Annotated in this window: 17 protein-coding genes; 5 read left to right on the forward strand and 12 right to left on the reverse strand. The window is 57.9% G+C overall.

What is annotated here, in order from left to right; all coding sequences use genetic code 11:
* Window position 1: 1 nt before the first annotated feature.
* Window positions 2-1,507, forward strand: coding sequence for an O-antigen translocase (locus FHT76_RS35405; protein ID WP_183756518.1), 1,506 nt, complete (start codon window positions 2-4; stop codon window positions 1,505-1,507).
* 646 nt (window positions 1,508-2,153) lie between these two features.
* On the opposite strand, the gene FHT76_RS35410 is transcribed toward FHT76_RS35405, so the two are convergent.
* The 6 genes from FHT76_RS35410 to FHT76_RS35435 are packed head-to-tail and all read right to left on the reverse strand — an operon-like array spanning window position 2,154 to window position 7,649.
* Window positions 2,154-3,332, reverse strand: coding sequence for a DegT/DnrJ/EryC1/StrS aminotransferase family protein (locus FHT76_RS35410; protein ID WP_183756519.1), 1,179 nt, complete (start codon window positions 3,330-3,332; stop codon window positions 2,154-2,156).
* Window positions 3,329-4,303, reverse strand: a complete 975-nt coding sequence (locus tag FHT76_RS35415) for an NAD-dependent epimerase/dehydratase family protein (protein ID WP_183756520.1) — start codon at window positions 4,301-4,303, stop codon at window positions 3,329-3,331. Before FHT76_RS35415 ends, FHT76_RS35410 begins: the two co-directional genes overlap by 4 nt.
* Window positions 4,304-4,305: 2 nt before the next feature.
* Entirely contained in the window at window positions 4,306-5,016 is a 711-nt protein-coding gene (locus FHT76_RS35420) for a DapH/DapD/GlmU-related protein (protein WP_183756521.1), read from the reverse strand.
* Window positions 5,006-6,112 carry a DegT/DnrJ/EryC1/StrS aminotransferase family protein gene (locus FHT76_RS35425; protein WP_183756522.1) on the reverse strand — a complete coding sequence of 369 codons (1,107 nt, stop codon included), beginning with the start codon at window positions 6,110-6,112 and terminating at the stop codon, window positions 5,006-5,008. Before FHT76_RS35425 ends, FHT76_RS35420 begins: the two co-directional genes overlap by 11 nt.
* Window positions 6,109-7,146 carry a Gfo/Idh/MocA family protein gene (locus FHT76_RS35430; protein WP_016557437.1) on the reverse strand — a complete coding sequence of 346 codons (1,038 nt, stop codon included), beginning with the start codon at window positions 7,144-7,146 and terminating at the stop codon, window positions 6,109-6,111. Before FHT76_RS35430 ends, FHT76_RS35425 begins: the two co-directional genes overlap by 4 nt.
* Window positions 7,143-7,649: an acyltransferase gene (locus FHT76_RS35435; RefSeq protein ID WP_183756523.1), complete on the reverse strand. Its 507-nt coding sequence runs from the start codon at window positions 7,647-7,649 to the stop codon at window positions 7,143-7,145. The genes FHT76_RS35430 and FHT76_RS35435 overlap by 4 nt, the downstream gene beginning before the upstream one ends.
* Window positions 7,650-7,936: 287 nt before the next feature.
* Between FHT76_RS35435 and FHT76_RS35440 the strand changes: the two genes are divergently transcribed.
* The gene (locus FHT76_RS35440; RefSeq protein WP_183756524.1) at window positions 7,937-9,184 is read left to right on the forward strand and encodes a glycosyltransferase family 4 protein; all 1,248 of its coding nucleotides are present in this window, start codon (window positions 7,937-7,939) and stop codon (window positions 9,182-9,184) included.
* Window positions 9,185-9,558: 374 nt separating this feature from the next.
* Here the strand turns inward: FHT76_RS35440 and FHT76_RS35445 are convergent, their stop codons facing one another.
* Complete coding sequence (locus tag FHT76_RS35445) at window positions 9,559-10,485, reverse strand: glycosyltransferase family 2 protein (protein WP_246712809.1); 927 nt, start codon at window positions 10,483-10,485, stop codon at window positions 9,559-9,561.
* A 498-nt stretch (window positions 10,486-10,983) separates the two neighbouring features.
* Between FHT76_RS35445 and wecB the strand changes: the two genes are divergently transcribed.
* Window positions 10,984-12,204, forward strand: a complete 1,221-nt coding sequence (gene wecB, locus FHT76_RS35450; protein WP_183756526.1) for a non-hydrolyzing UDP-N-acetylglucosamine 2-epimerase — start codon at window positions 10,984-10,986, stop codon at window positions 12,202-12,204.
* Between the two features lie 842 nt (window positions 12,205-13,046).
* Here the strand turns inward: wecB and wecC are convergent.
* The 3 genes from wecC to FHT76_RS35465 are packed head-to-tail and all read right to left on the reverse strand — an operon-like array spanning window position 13,047 to window position 16,350.
* Window positions 13,047-14,306: a UDP-N-acetyl-D-mannosamine dehydrogenase gene (gene wecC, locus FHT76_RS35455; RefSeq protein WP_183756527.1), complete on the reverse strand. Its 1,260-nt coding sequence runs from the start codon at window positions 14,304-14,306 to the stop codon at window positions 13,047-13,049.
* A 43-nt stretch (window positions 14,307-14,349) separates the two neighbouring features.
* Window positions 14,350-15,081, reverse strand: coding sequence for a WecB/TagA/CpsF family glycosyltransferase (locus FHT76_RS35460; RefSeq protein WP_259186349.1), 732 nt, complete (start codon window positions 15,079-15,081; stop codon window positions 14,350-14,352).
* A 30-nt stretch (window positions 15,082-15,111) separates the two neighbouring features.
* Entirely contained in the window at window positions 15,112-16,350 is a 1,239-nt protein-coding gene (locus FHT76_RS35465) for a hypothetical protein (protein WP_246712810.1), read from the reverse strand.
* Between the two features lie 482 nt (window positions 16,351-16,832).
* On the opposite strand from FHT76_RS35465, the gene FHT76_RS35470 reads away from it, so the two are divergent.
* Complete coding sequence (locus FHT76_RS35470; RefSeq protein WP_183756529.1) at window positions 16,833-17,777, forward strand: glycosyltransferase family 2 protein; 945 nt, start codon at window positions 16,833-16,835, stop codon at window positions 17,775-17,777.
* Here FHT76_RS35470 and FHT76_RS35475 read toward each other — a convergent pair.
* Window positions 17,756-18,979, reverse strand: a complete 1,224-nt coding sequence (locus tag FHT76_RS35475) for a glycosyltransferase family 4 protein (RefSeq protein WP_183756530.1) — start codon at window positions 18,977-18,979, stop codon at window positions 17,756-17,758. The genes FHT76_RS35470 and FHT76_RS35475 overlap by 22 nt on opposite strands.
* A 258-nt stretch (window positions 18,980-19,237) precedes the next feature.
* On the opposite strand from FHT76_RS35475, the gene FHT76_RS35480 reads away from it, so the two are divergent.
* Window positions 19,238-20,167, forward strand: coding sequence for a glycosyltransferase family 2 protein (locus tag FHT76_RS35480; protein ID WP_183756531.1), 930 nt, complete (start codon window positions 19,238-19,240; stop codon window positions 20,165-20,167).
* Window positions 20,168-20,557: 390 nt separating this feature from the next.
* On the opposite strand, the gene FHT76_RS35485 is transcribed toward FHT76_RS35480, so the two are convergent.
* Window positions 20,558-20,830, reverse strand: a complete 273-nt coding sequence (locus tag FHT76_RS35485) for a hypothetical protein (RefSeq protein WP_246712811.1) — start codon at window positions 20,828-20,830, stop codon at window positions 20,558-20,560.
* Between the last annotated feature and the right edge of the window lies 1 nt (window position 20,831).

The raw sequence follows: 20,831 nt of genomic DNA on the forward strand, positions 1-20,831 counted from the left end.
TATGACCCTCCCTGTTGGCGACGGTAACAGAAGTTACATCCAGATCATCAGATCAACCGTCCTCATTGGCGGATCATCCGTTATAAATGTGGTGTTCTCGATCCTTCGTAACAAAGCGATGGCGCTGCTCCTTGGGCCTGAAGGCATCGGCGTGATGGCACTCTACAACTCGATCGTGGACATGTCCCAGACCGTTGCTGGAATGGGGATCAATGCAAGCGGCGTTCGCCAGATCGCCGCTATCAATAAGCAAGACACTCTCCGAGTAGCAGAGGTCGTAACCGTTTTAAGACGCGTCTCGCTGCTTCTCGGGCTCCTAGGAGCGGTGTTGCTGCTGCCATTTTCCGGACTCGTGGCACAATTGACCTTTGGGGACCGACAACACACCGCCGGCGTGATGATCCTCTCGCTCGCCATCTTCTTCCAGGTAGCAGCCGGTGGCCGCACGGCACTCATGCAGGGGACACGTGATATCCCCGGTCTCGCCTGGATGAGCGTTCTTGGAGGTCTGTTCAGCCTGGTGATCGGAGTGCCATTTGTCTATTTTCTCGGAAAGCCAGGCATTGCGATTTCGCTGGCGGCAGCGGCCTGCGCAAGTTTTGTCGCTTCCTGGTGGTTCAGCCGCCGGATCGATATCCCGAGCATTTCTCTTACGGCGCGTCGGGCGTACCAGGAAACAGCGGCGTTGTTCAAGCTGGGCATCGTCTTCATGGCAAGCGGTTTCCTGACGATGGGCAGCGCATACGCGATCCGGTTAATCGTGGCGTCAGAGGACGGATTGCACGCAGCCGGCCTGTATCAAGCGGCATGGTCTCTGGGCGGCCTCTACGCAGGCTTCATCTTGCAGGCCATGGGAACGGACTTCTACCCCCGGCTGACGGCGGTCTCCAGTGATAACGTTGAGTGTAACCGCCTCGTCAACGAGCAAACTGAAATCAGCATCATGTTGGCTGGCCCAGGTCTCATCGCAACACTGACCCTTGCCCCGGCGGTGATGGCATTGTTCTATTCCTCCGAATTTCGGGATGCGGTCGACATTCTCCGTTGGATCTGCCTCGGAATGATGCTTCGAATTGTCGCTTGGCCGATTGGATTCATCATCCTGGCGAAAGGTGCCAAAGGGATATTTTTCTGGTCGGAAGTTGCTGCCACCGTTGTCCACGTCGGCATCGCATGGCTGTGCGTGCCGGTACTGGGACCTGCGGGCGCCGGCCTCGCATTCTTCTGCCTTTATGTCTGGCACACCGGTCTGGTGTATTACGTCGCGCGACGGTATACCGAGTTTCGCTGGTCACTCGCCAATCGTAGACTAATACTTGCCTATCTTCCTATCGCGACAACGGTTTTCGGGGCTTTTCAGCTTCTGCCGCTCTGGGAAGCGACGGCCGTAGGACTGGCCATCACGACGGTTGTGGGTTTCTTTTCCCTGAGGACACTCGCCAGCCTGCTGCCAGAACACGTCTTTCCGAGAATGATCCGTCCCCTCCTCGTTCCTCGCGGCGGCTAATGCACCACACTCCTCTTGTTCCGTCGGCGACAGGCGATTGGTACCTGTTGACCGTGCCATGCGGCACAAACCGGCCACGTGTGAGGCTAACACGTTGGGAGGAGCAGAAGCTGCATTCAGGCGACGGACAAGTGCGTTTCATGCCTCGGCAGGGTTCCCAAGGCTGGTATACACAATTTTCGTTGGTGAAGTGGTGCGCTACTTAGACAGCAATGGGGTGACCAGTTGGCAAGAGAGGCCAAGGGAAGAACCTTCGACGAAATCCGATCCACGCAGCCCCTCGGCGAACGAGCCACGACGCTGCTTCCCCAGATGTCCCTTGGCAGGGATTGAGGGAATTTCTGGGTTGTCTACCGTCGCTGTGACGTAAATCCCCGGTGGAAGTCAACGACAAGAAGCTTGTCGCAGCGCCGATCCCACCACGTCTCCAAGCTCGCGGCGAGGTGCCTGCAATATTGGTCGATGATGTCGTGGTTCGCTTTCGACGAAGGTCTTAGCGCTCGTCGCCTGCCGCGCATGACACTGCAGGAATTGGCGCGCAGAGTGCGCAAGGGACGTCACAAGCCGCTACGCACCGGTTTCGTGGACGCGTGCTCTCAGCTGCGACCAATGCCTGCCCGTTCTCTTCTAAGGGATGGCCGGCGGATCAACCCGCCCGTTCAACCATCTGGAACGAATAAAGCGACGCCTTGATAGCATCGACGACAGACGTCAACTCGATGTCCGTCATCTGCGCGTACAGGGGAAGTATGATGCAATGTTCCTGCGCTGCGGTGCTCTCTTTCAGGCTCGCGGCAACGCGAGACAGCCCAGGCTCGGCATAGGCTTCTTCCAGATGGATATTCATGATCCCGCGCCTGGTCGATACGCCGCGATCAAGCAGTTCCTGCATGATATCCCGCTGATCGAGATATCCAGACAGACTGACGCAGAAGCTCTGCCAGTTGCTCCGCGCCCAGGCTGGTTCAACTGGCGGCATGACATTGGCTGTTGAGCGAAGTTGTTCGGTATACTGGCGCGCAATTTCGCGCCGTCGTGCGACGATGCCCGGAAGGCGTTTGAGTTGTTCGCGACCGACCGCGGCCTGCATATCGGTCATCCGGTAGTTGTACCCCAACTCAGGGTAGGATTCGAAAATAACCTGTCTGGACCCATGCCGTACCGCGTCCGTGACACTCATCCCATGCTGACGCCAGAGACGAAATTTCCGGTCGTACTCCGGGTTGGCGGTCGTCAGCATGCCGCCATCGCCCGTGGTCACGACCTTTCGGGGATGGAAGGAAAAACAGGCAATGTCGCCGTGCGGCTTCCCAATCTTTTCCCAGCGTCCCTTCCAGAGAATCTCACTGCCTGTTGCGCAAGCGGCGTCCTCGATCACAGGGATTCCATGCCTCGATGCAATGGCAACGATGCGATGTAGGTCGCAGGGCATTCCAAGCTGGTGGACGCAGATGATGGCTCTTGTACGAGGCGTTATGGCAGCCTCGATAAGATCCGGATCGATATTATAGCCGTCCTTTTCGATATCGACAAAGACAGGCATAGCGCCACAGTAGCGGATTGCATTTGCGGTGGCGATGAATGTGTGGCTGACGGTGATGACTTCGTCACCGGCCTCAACGCCGACAGCCCTTAGGGCAAGATGGAGTGCCGTCGTACAATTGGAAACCGCGCATGCGTGTTGCGCGCCAACATAGTCTGCGAACTCCTGCTCGAACGCTGCCACTTCTGGGCCTTGCGTTACCCACCCCGACAAAATGACACGGCGGACAGCTTCAACCTCCTGCTCGTCCAGGACAGGCTTGGCAACCGGGATCTGGCTCATGCAGCTTCTCCTGCAGTCAGGGTTTTCTCCTGGCGCCACCATTCAACGAGATCCCGCAGGCCCTCTTCCATGGTCACCTCAGATCGGAAGCCGAGCATCGTCTCCGCCTTCTCGGTGGAAGCCAGACGCCGCGGCACGGCGTTGACCTTGCGCGCCGGCCCGAACTGCGGCTCCAGGGACGAGCCCATGACCTTGGTCAGCAGAGCCGCAAGCTCTCGAAGGCTCGTCTCGGTGCCACTCGCCACGTTGAACACCTCATCGCTTACGTCGGACTTTGCGGCAAGGAGGTTGGCCCGTGCGATGTCATGCACATGCACGAAATCCATTGTCTGTGTACCATCGCCAAGGATGATCGGCGGCAAACCGCCAGCAATGCGTTCCATCCAACGGATCAGGACTTCGGTATAGGCGCCGTAGACGTCCATGCGCGGACCGTAGACGTTGAAGTAGCGAAGCGCGACGTAACGCAGGCCATACATGTCCGTAAAGCTGCGCAGCAGCCCTTCGTTGAAAGCCTTCGCAGCCCCGTAGATCGTCCTGTTATTATAGGGGTGATGTGTCTCGGTGGTGGGGAAGATGTCCGCCAACCCGAGCACGGAGGCGGATGAGGCCGCGACCACTTTCGAAACTCCTGCCTGCACCGCCGCTTCGAGCACATCAAATGTCCCGCCTGCAAGGACATCGAATGCTAGTCGGGGCTCCTCCGCGCACTGTGTAATTCGGATAGCTGCCTGGTGAAAGACAACGTCGATGCCCTGGCTGACCTCTTTGAGAAGCGCCCGGTCCCGGATGTCACCCTCGACTATGGTTACAGGAGCCATCGCGATGGCATCAGCGAGATTTTCACGCCGGCCGCGAACGAAATTGTCCAGGATCAGGATTTCCCGCGGCTCCTCGCGAGCGACGAGATCTGCAATGTGCGAGCCGATAAGACCCGCGCCGCCGGTGATCAATATTCTCTTGTCTTTCATACTCAACACTCCGAATTTGTTTCGCTCGAATCCTGTTCCGCTCGCCAGCGGAGAAATTTCGCGGGAACGCCGGCCACCACAGAAAAGGGAGCGACATCATCGACAACGACCGCGCCCGCGCCAACAATCGCACCCTTGCCGATGGTCACGCCGGGAAGAATGGTCGCATTCGTGCCAATGTCTGCCCATGCGCCGACACGGACCGGCTTTATCTCGAGATCGGTCCGAATGATCGGCATGTCGACCGGTATCGCCGTATGGCTTGAGCCGAGTACCTTCGCGCCGGGTCCCCATCCGACGTGATCTTCAAGGACGAGATCACGCGCATCGAAGTAGGCTTGGGGCCCGATCCAGACGTTGTTGCCAATCCGGCAAGTGCCGTCAAAGCGTCCCTGGATGTAGGCCTGTGCGCCAACAAACACGCCGTCGCCAATTTCGAAGGTTTCGGGATGCTTGAAACCGGCACCACTTCCGACTTGCAAACCGCTGCCGCATTCGCGCGCAAGGCTCTTCCAGATTGCCCTGCGCATGAAACTGTCGACAAAACCGTCACCAGTCGCAAAGCGCGCGTAGAGTTCCACAAGCCCTGCCCTACCATAGGACTGCTTCAGTTCCTCGGCCAATTGGACGACATAGTCGGGATCTAATGCCGTTTTCTGACGGCCGTGAACGGCAAGGACAAGGCGCGCACCGGTGATGGAATCAACTGACATAGGCATCCTGCTCCACGACGGCAGCAATTCGTTCGACCTGCTTCAATGTCAGCTCCGGATAGATTGGCAGCGAAAGGACTTCGCGGGCTGCAGCTTCCGATACAGGAAGATCTCCCGGCTGATACCCAAGGTCCAGATGAGCTTTCTGCAGGTGCACCGGGATTGGATAGTGAAGGCCCGAATGGATGCCCTCTGACCGGAGTGTTTGTTGAAGCTGCTCGCGATTACCGGTGCGTACGGCGTAAACGTGGTACACGTGACGACGGTCGATTGCCGCAACTGGGGTCCGCACCGACCGCGATTGAGCCAGAAGAGCGGAGTAATGCTCGGCGCGCACGCGGCGTGCTTCTGTCCATGCCTCGAGATGCCGGAGCTTAATGCGAAGTATCGCTCCCTGTATTTCATCCATGCGATAATTGAAGCCCTTGAGGGTGTGATGATATCGCTGTTCCTGGCCCCAGTCCCTCAGCATTCTGATTTTCCTGGCATGCGCGTCGTTGTTGGTGACGACGATGCCCCCTTCGCCACAGGCCCCAAGGTTCTTGCCTGGGTAAAAACTGAAGCAGCCCGAGGCACCGATGCTTCCGGCGCGCCGTCCCTTGTATTCGGCACCGTGAGCCTGGCACGCGTCCTCAATGACCGGAATTCCGTATCTGTCAGCAATCTCCTTGATTGCGTCCATGTCGGCCATCTGTCCATAAAGATGGACAGGCATGATAGCTTTCGTTCGCGAGGTAATAGCGGCTTCCAGCTTGGCCGGGTCCATGGTGAGTGTGACTGGATCGACGTCCACAAAGACCGGACGAGCGCCGGTATAGCAGACTGCGGACGCCGTCGCGACGAATGTGAAGGCGACGGTGATGACTTCGTCTCCTGGACCAACGTCAGCGGCGAGCAGCGCGAGATGCAATGCGCTTGTACCGGTGTTCACAGCGATGGCATGACTGGCATCGCAATAGGTCGCGAATTCCTCTTCGAAACGAGCGACTTCCACGCCGAGAACGTAGTGACCCGATGCGAGAACGCGCAGCACGGCGGGTTCAACCTCATCCTTGATCGATGCGTACTGGGCCTGTAGATCGAGAAGCGGAATCATGCAATTAGCCTCGCCTGTTCGAGCTCGATAACGCGCCCACGTTGAGCGAGCGACTGTGTGGCGGCTTCGAGGATGCGGACAACCCGAAGTCCTGCGTGGCCATCCGCGATTGGTTGGCTGTTGGTGACAACGCAGTCCACAAACTGCTTGAGCTCGCGGCCGAGCGCCTCTGTCATATCGAGTTGGGGCGCATACATGTCGCCGGTCCGATATCCGACGCGCATGTCATAGACCTTTTCACCGTCAGTCTGCGGGTTACCGTTGAGAGTAATGCCCTTGTCGTAGACCTTGATCTTCTCGCTCGGCTCAAGGTCGTCATAGACGATCATCTTGCTACTGCCCCCGATCAGCGTGCGACGCACTTTGACCGGCGCCAACCAGTTGACATGGATATGCGCGATTAGCTTGCTCTCGAAGAAGAGCGTCAGGTAGGCAATGTTCTCAGGCTCGCCCGCAACATGTCCCATGCCCGTCGCTGAGACCGCCACCGGTTTTTCAGGCAGGACGTAATCCATGATAGACAGGTCGTGGACGGCGAGATCCCAGATGACGCTGACATCATGCTGGAAAAGGCCGAGGTTCACGCGCACCGAGTCATAGTAATAAATGTCTCCGAGACCATTCTCGATGATTTCACGCATCTTGCGAACTGCACCCGTATGAATAAACGTGTGGTCCACTGCGAGAATAAGCCGTCTTCGCGCGGCCTCTTCAACCATCCGCCGAGCTTCCTCGGAAGTCGAAGCCATCGGCTTTTCAACAAAGACATGCTTGCCTGCCATCAGGGCTTTCATAGCCAGCATGTAGTGAGCCGATACCGGCGTCGCGATCGCGACCGCGTCCACGCGGGGATCGCGCAACACCTCGTCAAAATCGTCTGTAATCTGGACCGTTGGGTAGCGCAGCTGGACGCCGGCGAGGCGATCCTTCTTGAGATCGCACACCCAGATAAGCTTTGCGCCGGGTGTCTCTGCAAGATTTCGAACCAGGTTCGGTCCCCAATACCCGTAACCGACGACGGCAACCCCAATCATCTTGCTCTCCCGGATGAAATGACTTCGACTGGCGCATCTTTTGCGCGACCGATGATTCTCGCTGGCACTCCAGCAACAATTGCGTAGGCAGGCACATCCTTGGTAACGACGGCGCCAGCGCCAATCTGCGCGCCTTCACCAATGGTTATGCCGGCAACGATAGTCGCGTTGCTACCGATTGAGGCGTAACGCTTCACAACCGTCGGCACGACCGACCAATCCGCATCGGACTGAAGAGAGCCATCCACGTTCACTGCGCGTGGATGCAGATCGTTGGTGAACATCACGCCGTGACCAACGAAGACTCCGTCCTCGATGGTCACGCCTTCGCAAATGAAAGAGTGGCTGGAGATTTTGCAGTTCTCCGCGATTGTTGCATTCTTCTGGATCTCGACGAAGGTTCCGATGCGTGAACCGCGCCCGATCGTGCAGCCGTACAAATTGACGAGATCTGGATGATGAATAACGACGCCGTCACCCAACGTAACGCTTGGTGCAATCATGTCGTGACGCTTCCCCTTGCTTCCTACTCAGTACGTGGAGGGAGGAGGTGACTGCGATCGCGCCGGAACCGTGCCCTCTCTTTTTTCAGAGAACAACTTTGTCGCTTGTCAGTAAATGGAACAAAAATCGGTAATTATGCTACCAAAAAGTCGTAGCACTTAGCCGGCGGATCATTCCTATAACTACTACAGTGCAAGACGTAATTGCATAGATGAAATATATCTGAGTATAATATGTTTCCATTCTTAAATATCGTGTTTTCTGAAGTGCGGAAGTGGAGTCAAACTTGCGTCTAATCGTGTATCCGCATGATCTTTCCATTGGGGGCAGTCAGATCAACGCAATTGACCTGGCAGCTGGTGTGGCAGAGCGGGGCCACGAAGTACTGGTCTACGGCGTGCCTGGCCCACTTGTGGATTACATTCGCGAGAAAGGACTACGGTTTTTACCGGCTCACGGCCTGCGATATCGGCCAGCTCCAACTCGCATTGTTGAACTAGCTACGATAGCGCGTCGAGAACGCGTAGACCTTATTCATACCTACGAATGGTCAACCTGTCTCGACGGCTATTTTGGCGCGTCGCTGGCACTAAATGTCCCGCTTTTGTGCACCGTCTTAAGCATGCAGGTCATGCCATATGTGCCCCCGTCTGTTCCGCTAATCATGGGTACTGCGGAACTTGGCGAAGAGGCGCGTAGAGGACATCGCGCTGATGTGTGGGTCCTCGAGCCACCCATCGACGTTGTTCGTGACAACCCGACGATCAATGGTGACGGCTTTCGACGCAAGCACAATGTGAAAGACGACGAGTTCCTTGTGGTAAGCGTTTCACGACTAGCGTTGGATCTCAAGTTGGACGCATTGGTCAGGGGTATCGATGCAGTGGACACAATCGCCGATTCCCAGCCAATTAAGCTGATCCTCGTCGGCGACGGCCCGGCCCGCAATGCTCTGCAAAAGCGGGCGGACGATGTCAATCGCCGTCACGGACGCACAGTGATTATCCTCACAGGAGCAGATTTGGATCCGCGACAAGCCTATGCGGCGGCAGACCTTGTCATCGGGATGGGAAGTTCTGCCTTACGGGCACTTGCTATCGGACGCCCGCTCGTTGTTCAGGGAGAACAGGCGTTCTCGGAGTTGTTCAGTCCCGAGACTTCCGAACTGTTCATGAGGCAGGGGTTCTACGGTTTGGCCGACAATGCCCGTGGAACGGATCGTCTTGCAGCGCAAATTCGATGTGTCATGGATCAGCCCAGCAGACGAGCGGATCTTGGTCGGTTTGGTCGACATTTTGTAGATGAGCGATTTTCCTTAGAGCGGGCTGTGGCCTTCCAGCTTGAAATCTACAGACGCGTCTTAGAACGCCGCGCCTCCCCGAAGCTACGAGAGGCTGTGCGCGCGGCTTATCTGGCCGCCGCATTGGAAGTAGCCAATCACAATCCGCTGCGTAAGCGCCGCAATCGTAGGCGCGAAAAGGGCCTGCTTGCCGCCGCCACGACCGGCAATTGGCCTCCCATTTTGCAAGACTAACGTTGCCGCGGCACGGGCGGTGGTTGCCGACATTGCGTCATCGATTCTTTCGGTCGGATATGCGTCGATGGGGAATGGAAACCTTGTTCACGCGCGCAATCTCAATACCGTCCTACATGACCTAAATCGCAGACCAATTGTTTCTCCGCCTAACATCGCGGCAGCGAGCGAATTTGATTGAACTTTGACTGGCTCCGATGATCAGGGAAAGTGAGCACGGAAACTCGTCGGGAGAGTTTCCTTTCCGCCCATACGAATGAGCGGGGAAGAAGACCGATCAGCACGATACATGGCGCGCTCAACGCCCTGACAAAGTAACTGCGCGTCTAAGGGCGGCTTGACGTTTCGCTGCGTTAAACAGCCTCCCTCGCGCCCTATGTATCCGCTTCTCTGTTCCACCCCTCAACAAGTGGGGAGGCTTTTCCGGACAGTGTTAGAGCCAGCATCTTTCTGGCTCGATAGAGGCGCACCCGCGTCAGCCAGGCGAAAGCGATAACCCGGCTTCTGACCCCGGCGATCCGCCCGGAGGTCAATACGTTTCGAACTTCCACAAGGGGTGAAGCCGCGACCAAAATCGTCAACGCTAGCCAGCGCATCAACGAGGACTTGCCGCTGCGCACATCGCCGAAGGCATGGGCAACGTGACGGTCCCACCGGCGCGCCAGCTCGGAGAACGACGTGCAGGAGGGAGTGAGAACCCGTGCCTCCTCCAGAAAGGCGATGCGGTAGCCCTTTGCTGCCGCCCTTTTCCCCCACTCGGTATCCTCCATCGTCATGATGCCCCCGAAAGGACCGACCGCGTGGAACACACTCCTTCGAACTGCCATGTTTCCGGTGGCGGTGTAACTATGCTTCTCGACGTAAAGGCGTGCGCGATAGCTGAATAACTCCTCATACGCTTCTATGCCCGTGGGCGACGATGCATCCTTCCGCAAAATGCCAATATCCCCCCCGACAATATCCACGCCAGGCGTCGCCTCCATAAACGAGACAATCGCCTTTGCCCAACCCGGCTGCACGACGCAATCTGCGTCGATAAATGCGATCAGATCGGAGGTCGCAAGTGACGCGCCGAGATTGCGGGCCGGTCCTGGGCCGGGGATACGTTCACGCACCAGGCGGACGTCGCTTACTCCGCTACAAGCATTAAAGGGCATTTCGTGCGAGCCGTTGTCGACGACAATGATCTCTATTCGGCCGGCAGACGCTCGCTGGAGATCCAGCGCTGCAAGACAAGCTCTGAGATTCTCCGGCTCATTAAGATGAGGGATCACCACACTTAGTTGGAAATTATAACCCATGACGGCTCCCGTCAGCATGGCAGTCTCGCTGGCGGCCAAGCCTATGCGACGACGCGCCTCTAAATCAGTACCGAGAGTCTGGCATCGGAGGCTGTGGATTAGGAAGCCTTGCCTGCCGCCAACTTTGGAGGAAACCTGCCTACGCCTTTCGATGATCGGTCGACCAGTCCACCCTCATCTGATCGTGCGGGTAGCCGGCGCGACGGATCGCTAAACCGCTCTCGGTTACAGGCACATGACTGCGCTGCTCGTTCCGCGTTGGGGCGATCCGACGGGCGCGCGTGCATCATTTTCCTACCGAATAGGACCTTATCCATAGGTGGCAGATGGTCGCCGAAGGGATTATCCGAACCTGCCGCGCGGACCGGGTGCAACGCCCATTGGGGAACTATACACCCGCCCGCGATCGCCTGATCATGTGCCAATACGACCGAGAGCGGGCGGGCCTCAGAAAGACGCTGCGACCTGCTCACTTTTCACGAAAAGAAGGAAAAGTTTATGCGGAAAATTTTGATCGTGTATGGCACACGCCCTGAAGCCATTAAAATGGCGCCGCTAATAGATGCCCTTGGCCGCTCTGCCTTCTGCCGCCCCATCGTGGCCGTAACCGGTCAGCATCGCGAGATGCTTGATCAGGTGAACCGTCTTTTCGGAATCGAGCCTCACCACGACCTCAACATCATTACCCAATCCCAGACGCTCGAAACGATCACCTCCCGTGTACTTACGGGTGTATCCGCGGTGATCGATGCGGAGCGGCCGGACGCACTTCTGGTTCAGGGTGACACGACTTCCTGTTTTGCAGCAGGCCTTGCTTCCTTCTATCAAAGAATTCCGCTCATCCATCTCGAGGCAGGCTTGCGGTCTGGGGATGACACCAATCCCTTCCCGGAAGAGATTAACCGTCGCCTGACCACTCGGCTTGCCACGCTTCACCTCGCGCCGACCAGGGTGTCGAAGCAAAACCTCCTCAACGATGGCGTGCCCGAAAACGAGATTGTGGTCACCGGCAACACCGTGATCGATGCTCTCCTTCAGGTGTCGGGACGAAACACCCCCATCGAAAACGGCGACTTTGGACTCAAGCGAACCGTTCTCATCACTACCCATCGACGCGAATCCTGGGGCGAGCCCATGAAACGCACTGCAGGCGCCATCGCCCGCCTTGCCCGAATGTTTCCAACCGTCAACTTCCTCCTGCCTGCACACCTTAACCCGGCCGTGCGATCTGTCCTTCTGCCACCGCTCGAAGGCCTCGGCAACGTCACGGTCACGCAGCCTCTCGACTACTCCGACTTTGTTCGGGCGATGCGCGATTGCTCTATCGTTTTGACTGACAGCGGTGGCGTGCAGGAGGAAGCGCCTTCTCTCGGCAAGCCGGTACTGGTGATGCGCGACACGACGGAGCGGCCAGAAGCCGTCGAGGCTGGCACGGTTCGTCTGGTAGGGACGGACGAAGACGCAATCGTTACCAATGTCGCGACCCTGCTGACGAACCGGAGCGCGTATCAATCAATGGCCCGGGCGGTCAACCCCTATGGCGACGGACGCGCATCAGAGCGTGCGGTGTGCGCCATCGAACATTTCTTTGGCCACGCCGAGCGGCCAGTGGAATTCGGCGCGATGCTGCCCGCTCTACGCTCCCGCAGGCGAAGAACGCCAGCCGCAGCACAGCAAATCCCTGCTAATCGGCCTTTTGGAGAACCGCTAACCGCCTAGCCATTTACAAAAGACAGCAGACTCCGACACTGTCGCTGTGACCAATTAAGTTTCAACGCCTTGACGTCCACACAGCCATGGCTGGCTTCGACGGCGTTGGATCAACCCGAACTCCGCCACGTGTCCATGGAAGTCGATCGGATCGCCGCGTGTTTTGTCGACTGGCGTGATCCGCACGCTTGTTTGGCAGAGCGTACCGTGATGGAGGATGTCGATCATCGGGACAAGCTACGCACGACCCAATGCTATGCTTCTGTCGAAAAATTGTTCGCGTTGTTTGCAGGCAAGTCCACGTTGAATAGTCTGCACATGCGCCCGCTGGCGAGCCGATGTGCCACCTTAGCATCGGGCCCCAAGAGGCTAGCAATTGTAGGCCTTCACCTGTTCCCTGGGGGCCCAATACCAAACCGCCTGGCGACATCGTCCGCGACCTCGACAACCCGCATAGCTCATTGCACGGCGATCAGGACTAAAGATCTTGTTACTGCTATTTGCTGCTCTGCCCGCCAAGCTGCTGCTCCACCATCGATTCCAGCGCCGGCGCGGTCAAGAATCGTCGGGCAGATCCGCGAGGCTTGCCCGACGTGCGACGCGATGGCAAGCTCAACTGGTTCGCATGCTGAAGCAGGTCCGTATTTGGGAGATGGTCATTCGCGGGCGGTCACGCCACGTCGAGACACGATTGCTTGCCATATACGCCGGCGGCGGCATGGAAGCCCGCAGCATCACATTTACTCCGACCGCAAGCGCCAGATGATGCGCGCGATCAGCTGAGGCTGTGGTTTGCCTTGCTGGGCTGCTGTCAGGATCTCTTCGTCCGCATCGGTTGGCGGCACTCGCCCCTATTGGCGCCATGCGCCACGCGTGTCGTAGACGACTTTGCCTCCAAGCCGAGTATGGCGGATCGTTTTGAATGGATCGTGCTCGACCAGGAGCACCACGATGTCCGCGTTTTCGACAGCCGAATGTGCTCCCTCGAGACGCAAGTTGTCACGGCCGGACAACTCCTTGGGAAGCTTGTCAACATAGGGATCAGCCACAATCACCTCCACCTCGGGAAGAGACTTTGCGATAAGATCGACCACCTCGATGGCGGGGCTCTCTCGGACATCGTCCACATTGGCCTTGAAGGTAAGGCCCAGACAGGCGATCTTCGGTGAACGGAACCTTTGGGCTTTTTCTACAACCTGACCCGCTACATGATGCGGCCGCTGGTCGTTCACTTCTCGCGCTGTCCGTATAAGTCGGGCCTGCTCGGGCGCTGCACCAACAATGAACCAGGGATCGACTGGAATGCAATGTCCACCGACGCCGGGCCCCGGATTAAGGATGTTGACCCTCGGGTGCCTGTTGGCGAGCCGGATAACCTCCCAGGCATCGATATGCAATGTTTCGCAAACAAGCGAAATCTCGTTTGCAAATGCAAGGTTCACGTCCCTGTAGGCGTTCTCGACCAGCTTCGCCATTTCGGCGCTTGCGGCATCCGTCAGCAGGATTTCGCCCTGCGCGAACAGACGGTATATCGAAGCCGCCTTTTCGGCGCATTTGGGCGTGAGACCACCAACGACCCGATCGTTCGTGACAATCTCAATCATGATGCGGCCCGGCAGCACACGCTCGGGGCAATGTGCGATGTAGACGTCCGCGCCGTTCTCGCCGTCAAGCGGCATCCTTAGATCCGGCCGGAGCGCCGAAATCCATCTGCATACCTGCTCGGTCGTCCCGGGGGGTGAGGTAGACTCCAGCACGACGATGTTTCCGACTTTGAGCCGAGAGGCGATCTGTTCCGCCGCCGCTTTGACGAAAGACAAGTTTGCCGAGCGATCCTCGTTGAAGGGAGTGGGTACGGCAATGATAAAGGCGTCGGCCTCTGGGAGTTCAGAGGTGGCGGTCAGTCGACCCATCGCCACGGCGCCGCTCACAGCCACGGCGAGATCGGGTTCGGTGAATGGCACCTCTCCCCGCGATACGGCCGCGACGATCGCCGGGTTTATGTCCACGCCGACGACATCGACGCCCCGGGTGGCGATTGCCACAGCAGTCGGCAGGCCGATGTAGCCCAATCCCAGGATTGCCAGCCGGCCCTTGAAAACTTCGCTCATAAACCCCTACCCCTTTAAAACACCAATGTCGCTAGAGTCCGTATTAGCTGTGCCGAAAGGCGCGGGCCGGACGAATGGCCTCCACGGCCGTCAATTGAATGAAGCGTGTATTTGTCGACAGATAACGCCACCAGAGGCGCCGTGGCTCCAGCAACACGCGATAGGCCCATTCCATGCCGACCTTCTGCCACCCGAGCGGTGCGCGACGCGTGAGGCCCGCCATCACGTCAAAGGAACCGCCCACGCCATGCAGAATCGGGACACCGAGAGAGGCGGCATGAGTGGCAAGAAAGATCTCCTTCAGCGGCGAAGTCATGCCGATGAACAATATGTCAGCGGCGGAGTCGCGAATTCCCGCGGCGATTTCGGCCGACTCGCCCGCTCCGAAATACCCGTTACGGCTGAATACGATTCTCGCTTCAGGGAAACGTTCGGCGATGACCTTTTCCAACTTGCTGAGTACTTCGGGCCGCGCGCCGAGAAGCGCGATGGAGCGTTCCTCATCGTTGGCCAGCCGGAGCAACCGCTGGAATATGTCGATCCCGGCCACCCGCTCGGGAAGCGGGCGCCGAAAGAGCTTGCTCGCCCAAACCACTGACTGGCCGTCAGCAAGCAGAAGGTCACATTCAATCAGGGAATCCCTCAGTTGCGTGTCCTTGCGAAGATTGACGATCTTGGCTGCGTTAACGACGCCGAGCATCAGTCGACTGCGCGTGTTGAGTGCCGCGCGGCACTTGTCGATGACCTCGTCCATGCGCATTGCGTCTAGATACATTCCGAATAAGAGTTGCCGACTGCCCGACATTCAGCCCTCCCGAGCCTTTTGGTTGTTTTCGGTGCTTGCTTCCAACGCAAGCTGGGTGATGACATCGCTTGAAAGCCAAGCGTAGAGCAGCCAGCCCAACTCGTAGGGGCGGCACTCGTGGTCGACACGGATCGGCGGAAAGATGTAATTGACGAGTTTCGGAGACCATAAGGCCGGGAAAACGGCAGTCGTCATCGCGGCCGCCCCGCGAACGGCCTTGCCCGGCTCGCGCCGTGCCACTTTCCGCCAGATCACCCCTCGTTCGGCATCTATCAGCTCCGCAGACGTTTCCGGATGTTCATAGATCCAGTGGAGACCCTTGACGATCGCCGAGAGACGGTCCTTGCCGCCGGCTTGATGGAGTTCATGCAGGACCATGGGCGCCATCGCATGCTGGTGCACGCTGTAGACGGGATAGCCTTCCGTGACCTGGCCCGTCCGCGCATCATAATGCCACCACCACTGTCCTTGCGGGCCTTGATGAGCGCATATTGTCTCCGCACAGGTTTCCGCGATCGTGAGCGCTTCCCTATTGTTCGTCACGACGTGAAAGCGCGCCAGCGCCTGGATCGGATAAACCTGGTCGGCGAAGGACCCGATATGACCGCGCAGCCAACCGGCTGAGGTGGACGGCAGCACGTGCGGAAAGATCCCCGAGCCCGACCAACCCGAGAGAAGCTTCCTGCGGGCCAGATGCGCCACCTCAATTGCCGGTCCCCATCCCCACGCCGCGACAGCGGCTGTTAAGGCCCAGGAGCACGCGACCGTCGCGATGGGAACGTCGGCCGCGAGGTAGTCCCGGAGCTTGAGAAAGAGAGCGGAGGGCCGGTCGCCGGAGATCTCGACTGTTGCCCATGTCGCGACCGCCAACGCACCGATGTCCTGCGACGACTCGGCACGCTGCGCGGTCATCTTGGCGAGATCTGCAGCATTGCCGAAACCGAGCACTTGCCGCTGAACCTCGTCGCTCACGCGCGAAAGGCCGAGTGCGACCATCGCTGCATAGCGAATGCTTTCCCCTTCCAGCCGCGTGTTCCACCCTGATGTCGAATGCTGACCGCGCAATGTGTGCCCGAAAATGCCGTTGCGGTGCATGGCCGGCAAACCAGCTAAAGCAAGCTGCAGAAGCGGATCCAGCCTGCTGCTGGCTGATAAGGATGTGGCGGCGAGCGCCTGCAAGCGCATGTCCGCGGCATTGATGCCGCCGGCTGCATGGCGCTCTGCGAACCCTCCGGGCATTCCCCCGTTCGACCCTCGGCTATCATGAACATCATTGGCCATAGAAAACCCTGAACGATAGAAGTGGACAACCGAACGGTTTCTCCGCCTCAATGCGCGAAACGCCAGCTGCAATAAAATCATATTAGAAAATTCGATCGCCCTAACCACCGCTCTCAAAGACTTACGGAATGCCGCAAGTGAGTAGGGTCGAAACCGATGAATGCACCAATTGGAGGTGCTATACTAAACGGGTATGCGACCTAATCCTCATGGCAAAGGCTTAAAGCCGTAGTCCCGATCGGGTGAGGACTATCTTCTCATTCGCCAATAGGATGATCTTTTCTAAAGCCCGACTAGCCTTTCAGGATGACGGCGCCTGTCTGCGTCTCGTATCCCTACCTCTCTCGACAGTCTTTCATCAGAGGCCATCTTTGGACAATGTGGCGGCATCCTACCCGCAGCCAAATCGCAACGAAAGTGAGAAAAGGCAAATGGATGCGATGTCGAAAAAGGTCCCGCTTGGTGCTGAACCATGCTTCAGCACCAATGCGGGGATTGCTCTCGTAGTCGTCACCTACAACAGCGCCGGAGTTCTACCGGGAATGCTCGATTCTCTTGCGAGCGGCCTTGAAGGCACAGATCGATATGAGATTATTATCGTCGACAATGCTTCTCACGACGATTCCGTCGCCTTGGCGCAGGCGCATCCAATCGGCGCGACGGTGATAGAAACGGGTAAAAATGCCGGCTATGCAGGTGGGATCAACGTTGCTGTCGCGACAATTGCCCCAGAGATCGATGTCCTGGTCCTCAATCCGGATATTCGGTTGCAGGCGGGCTGTGTTCGCACTCTCTCCCGGCGGCTTTCGGATGATGCGATCGGCGTAGTTGCCCCGAAACTCCTCAACGATGATGGAACAGTTGCCCATTCAGTGAGGCGCGAGCCGTCTCTCCTCACGATCTGGTCGGACGCACTCCTCGGAACGAAGCTGGCAGCCAAACTCGGTCTCGGCGAAATCGTTGCTTCACCCGATCTTTACAGACGCGGCGGCGCAGTCGACTGGGCGACCGGTGCAGCCCTGGCGATTTCAGCCAAGGCGCGCAAAACAGTCGGCTCCTGGGACGAAACCTTCTTTCTCTACAGCGAGGAGGTCGACTACATGGAAAGGGTGCGGAGTGCCGGAATGGAGGTCGCGTATGTGGCCGATGCCTGCGTAGCACATTCCGGCGGCGAGTATCACCAGAACGCCTATCTTTCAGGGCTTATGACGTCCAATCGCATACGCTACTTCCGTCGGCATCACAGTGCCTTCGCCACCTTGTTTTTCCGCCTCGGCATCATCGTCGGCGAGACGATGCGCATGACGCTTGGCCCCGGACATCGGGCAGCCTTATACGCCGCACTCTTCTCGGCCGCGGGGCCTCAAAGCGCGCCGGCGCGTTGAGACGCGTTGATAAGATCGGCGTAAATTGCGTCCATCCGGTCGAGCTTTGCCGACCAGAGTGCAGTCTGGCCCACATGCGCGTAGGCAGCCGCCCCCATCCTGTTTCGCAGATCTTGATCCACGGTCAGTTTTCGGATGGCCGCAGCGATATCAATAGCCAGAGCATCCGGTGTCGTGACCTGAAGCTTAATCGCACAGCCGGAAGACACGGCACTTCCCGGCCCGCCGCGATCGACGACGATCAACGGCAATGAGAACGCCATAGCCTCCAACGCCACGTTCCCGCCCGGTTCTCGATAGCTCGGAAAGACGAAGATATCGGCCTTACGGTAAAGCTCCGGCAACTCTTCCTTCCGCCGCCAGCCGTGCAACCGCACACGGTCGCCTAGATGGAGTTCGGCGATGAGCCGTTCGCACTCAGACCGCTCCGGACCTTCTCCGACGATATCGAGCTCAACAGGCAAATCGCGAATCAAGTTCATGGAGCGAATGATGTCGCGCGCGCCCTTGGTTCGCACGAGGCGGCCGACATAGATCAGCTTTATCGGATTAGGTCGCGCTGATCTGTCGATGGGCGCCGGGATGCCGTCAAGGCCGGTCTCGCTCATCACCTCGAAACGTTGCAACGGAATCCCGGCAAGTTGTTCACGTACATAGCTGGCGATGCCGAGGACACAATCGGCGCTTTGGAAGCTGGCGCGCAACATTGGGTCCCAGCGTAACCGCATACGGTCCAGATGCCGAAGCTTCATGAACCAAGGGCTGGACGCCTCGTCCGCAGCAAAGCCCGCTGGCGTTGACAAACCGCCACCAACCGGACCGATGATCAGCGGCAGCCCCAGCTTCGCCGCAGGTGACGGGTAGCGCATGGCAACCGGGACTGGTTGATGAACGATGTCGAAGCGTTCTCCCCTCTCTAGCGCTGAGATCAGCCATCGGCGGGCCCTGATGTAGAAGGGCACGTAGCCTGGTTTCATGAGACTGTTCAATCGCTCCGCTCGGCCAAGCAATGGCGGCTCCTGCCACTCGATGACCCTTATGCCGGTCATTTGCTCGCTGGCGGGCCTGGCTCCGCGTTTGAAATACGTCAGCAGTGTTACATCGTGACGCTCGGAAAGCCTTCGCGCCCATTGAGACGCCACCCATGCCTCGCCAACATCTTCCCCGTTGCACGTTGGCGCTACAAGCACAATCTTCGCCACGTCATTTATTCCCTTGCTTAACCGTCGAGATCCCTTCAACGAGGATTTAGTAAAGCAGTATGGATGCGGGCTTGATCAGAGACAATGCCACCTTTGGTGTGGTCTATGTACGCCCTCTTTCCATCACCCTGTGCCGAGACAGCAGTTCCTCTAAAGGATAGGGCATAGTCCGCTTTGGTCTGTCTTTTCGACAGATTCGAGATTGTATAATCATGACACTATCGAAGCGATGAAAGAGTATGCGCCCGGAGGGCCACGATGACTGCTGAGGTTTCCGTCATACTACCTACCTACAATCGGACGCACAGCCTCCCAGCAGCTATCGCAAGTGTTCTTTCACAATCCTATACCAACTTCGAGCTGATCATCGTTGACGATGGTTCGCGAGAAGATGTGGAAGGGGTCATCAAGGCGATCGACGACCCCCGGCTGCGCTATGTACGCCGGTCGATCAATGGGGGGGCAGCGGCCGCCCGCAACACCGGGCTTATGGAAGCCAAAGGACGTTTCATTGCCTTCCAGGACAGTGACGATCTCTGGCTGCCCGGAAAGCTCATGAAACAGGTAACACTGCTCTCGGGTATGCCGCATCATGTTGGCGCCCTCACGGGCGCAAAGATCGTTTACGGCCGGGACGCCCGCTTCAACTATGGCCCAGGACGCGTCGCATACGCACCGCAACCAGAAACATGCCTGCGCGTGGACGAAGATCAACTGAGCCATCTCCTGACGGAAAACCGAATTAGTGTGCAGAACGCACTTTTTCGGCGTGACTGCCTGCCGTACACCGCTTGGTTTGATAGCTGCGCTCGCGCCAACGAGGATTGGGAATTCGCGATCAGGCTCGTCCAACACACGACGGTTTACGAGGATATCGAGCCGGTCGTTCTTGGCTTTGCTTCAGCAGACAGCATTTCCTCCAATCCGCGCAAGCAGATGATCGGTATGCTCCGTATCTTGCGAAAGCATAGGGCGGTCCTGTCGCTTCGGAAAAACCAGCGGTCGTGGATGCTCATCGATCTTGCCATCACGTTCTACAAAGTCGGCAAGCCCAGGTGGGCCATGAAGTTCCTGCTGGCCGGTCTCAAGGATCATCCGGCTCATAGCCTTTTACTCGGAACAGGTTTCTTGAGAAGGGCTTGCAGGACGACAACGCGGCGGGTCCAATCCTTGCTAGTGTGGTCGTAGGTCACAACGCGACGCGGGATCAGGCAAAGGAGATTCCATGTCAACGCACAGTCCTTTTTCGGGGGTGGGAAACTCGCTCGACGTGGTTCTGATAAACGCGGTGGCGATTGGATCGCGGACCTGGCGCTCCAAGTGCCCTCCTAATCCTTAGTGTGTAGTGCGCTAGAGATCTGCGACCGTGATATCAAAGTGAAATATCAGCAATCCAGACTGCGGTTTATTATGAGGGCTTCAGCCAGAACAAGGGTAAATACGGACACCGCCATCCTTGAGGACGGCCCTGCCCCCCTTTCGCGCCAAACGCTTCGCCGGCGAGAGACTGCCGCTGCGCCCACCACCCGGCTGGCATTGGCCGTTAAGGCTTTCATCATTTGTGCATTCCTTCCTTGGCTATGGCAGATCGGCTCCGTCTGGATTTCTCCGTACCGGCTTGTGTTGATTCTTGCTGCGGTGCCCTGCATCTTCATGTGGTTGACCGGTCGAGCAGGCACCATTCGCGCCGCCGACATTTCCATATGCTTTTATTGTCTGTGGTGTTTCATCAGCCTGTCCGTCGTGCATGGCGTAGATGCTGCCCTTCAGCCCGCCGGAACGATGACCGTCGAAACCGCCGGAGCCTATTTTTTGGGACGGTGCTTCATCCGTACGCCCGAGCAGTTCCATG

Source organism: Rhizobium sp. BK176 (genome assembly GCF_024808055.1).

What these genes read in the sequence shown, in the direction of transcription:
- wecB (WP_183756526.1), top strand. Translation starts at nt 10,984, where the DNA reads ATGCGGAAAATTTTGATCGTGTATGGCACACGCCCTGAAGCCATTAAA.
- FHT76_RS35425 (WP_183756522.1), bottom strand. Translation starts at nt 6,112, where the DNA reads ATGATTCCGCTTCTCGATCTACAGGCCCAGTACGCATCGATCAAGGAT.
- FHT76_RS35445 (WP_246712809.1), bottom strand. Translation starts at nt 10,485, where the DNA reads ATGGGTTATAATTTCCAACTAAGTGTGGTGATCCCTCATCTTAATGAG.
- FHT76_RS35435 (WP_183756523.1), bottom strand. Translation starts at nt 7,649, where the DNA reads ATGATTGCACCAAGCGTTACGTTGGGTGACGGCGTCGTTATTCATCAT.
- FHT76_RS35470 (WP_183756529.1), top strand. Translation starts at nt 16,833, where the DNA reads ATGTCGAAAAAGGTCCCGCTTGGTGCTGAACCATGCTTCAGCACCAAT.
- FHT76_RS35480 (WP_183756531.1), top strand. Translation starts at nt 19,238, where the DNA reads ATGACTGCTGAGGTTTCCGTCATACTACCTACCTACAATCGGACGCAC.
- FHT76_RS35485 (WP_246712811.1), bottom strand. Translation starts at nt 20,830, where the DNA reads ATGGAACTGCTCGGGCGTACGGATGAAGCACCGTCCCAAAAAATAGGC.
- FHT76_RS35405 (WP_183756518.1), top strand. Translation starts at nt 2, where the DNA reads ATGACCCTCCCTGTTGGCGACGGTAACAGAAGTTACATCCAGATCATC.
- wecC (WP_183756527.1), bottom strand. Translation starts at nt 14,306, where the DNA reads ATGAGCGAAGTTTTCAAGGGCCGGCTGGCAATCCTGGGATTGGGCTAC.
- FHT76_RS35430 (WP_016557437.1), bottom strand. Translation starts at nt 7,146, where the DNA reads ATGATTGGGGTTGCCGTCGTCGGTTACGGGTATTGGGGACCGAACCTG.
- FHT76_RS35420 (WP_183756521.1), bottom strand. Translation starts at nt 5,016, where the DNA reads ATGTCAGTTGATTCCATCACCGGTGCGCGCCTTGTCCTTGCCGTTCAC.
- FHT76_RS35410 (WP_183756519.1), bottom strand. Translation starts at nt 3,332, where the DNA reads ATGAGCCAGATCCCGGTTGCCAAGCCTGTCCTGGACGAGCAGGAGGTT.
- FHT76_RS35460 (WP_259186349.1), bottom strand. Translation starts at nt 15,081, where the DNA reads ATGTATCTAGACGCAATGCGCATGGACGAGGTCATCGACAAGTGCCGC.
- FHT76_RS35415 (WP_183756520.1), bottom strand. Translation starts at nt 4,303, where the DNA reads ATGAAAGACAAGAGAATATTGATCACCGGCGGCGCGGGTCTTATCGGC.
- FHT76_RS35465 (WP_246712810.1), bottom strand. Translation starts at nt 16,350, where the DNA reads ATGCCCGGAGGGTTCGCAGAGCGCCATGCAGCCGGCGGCATCAATGCC.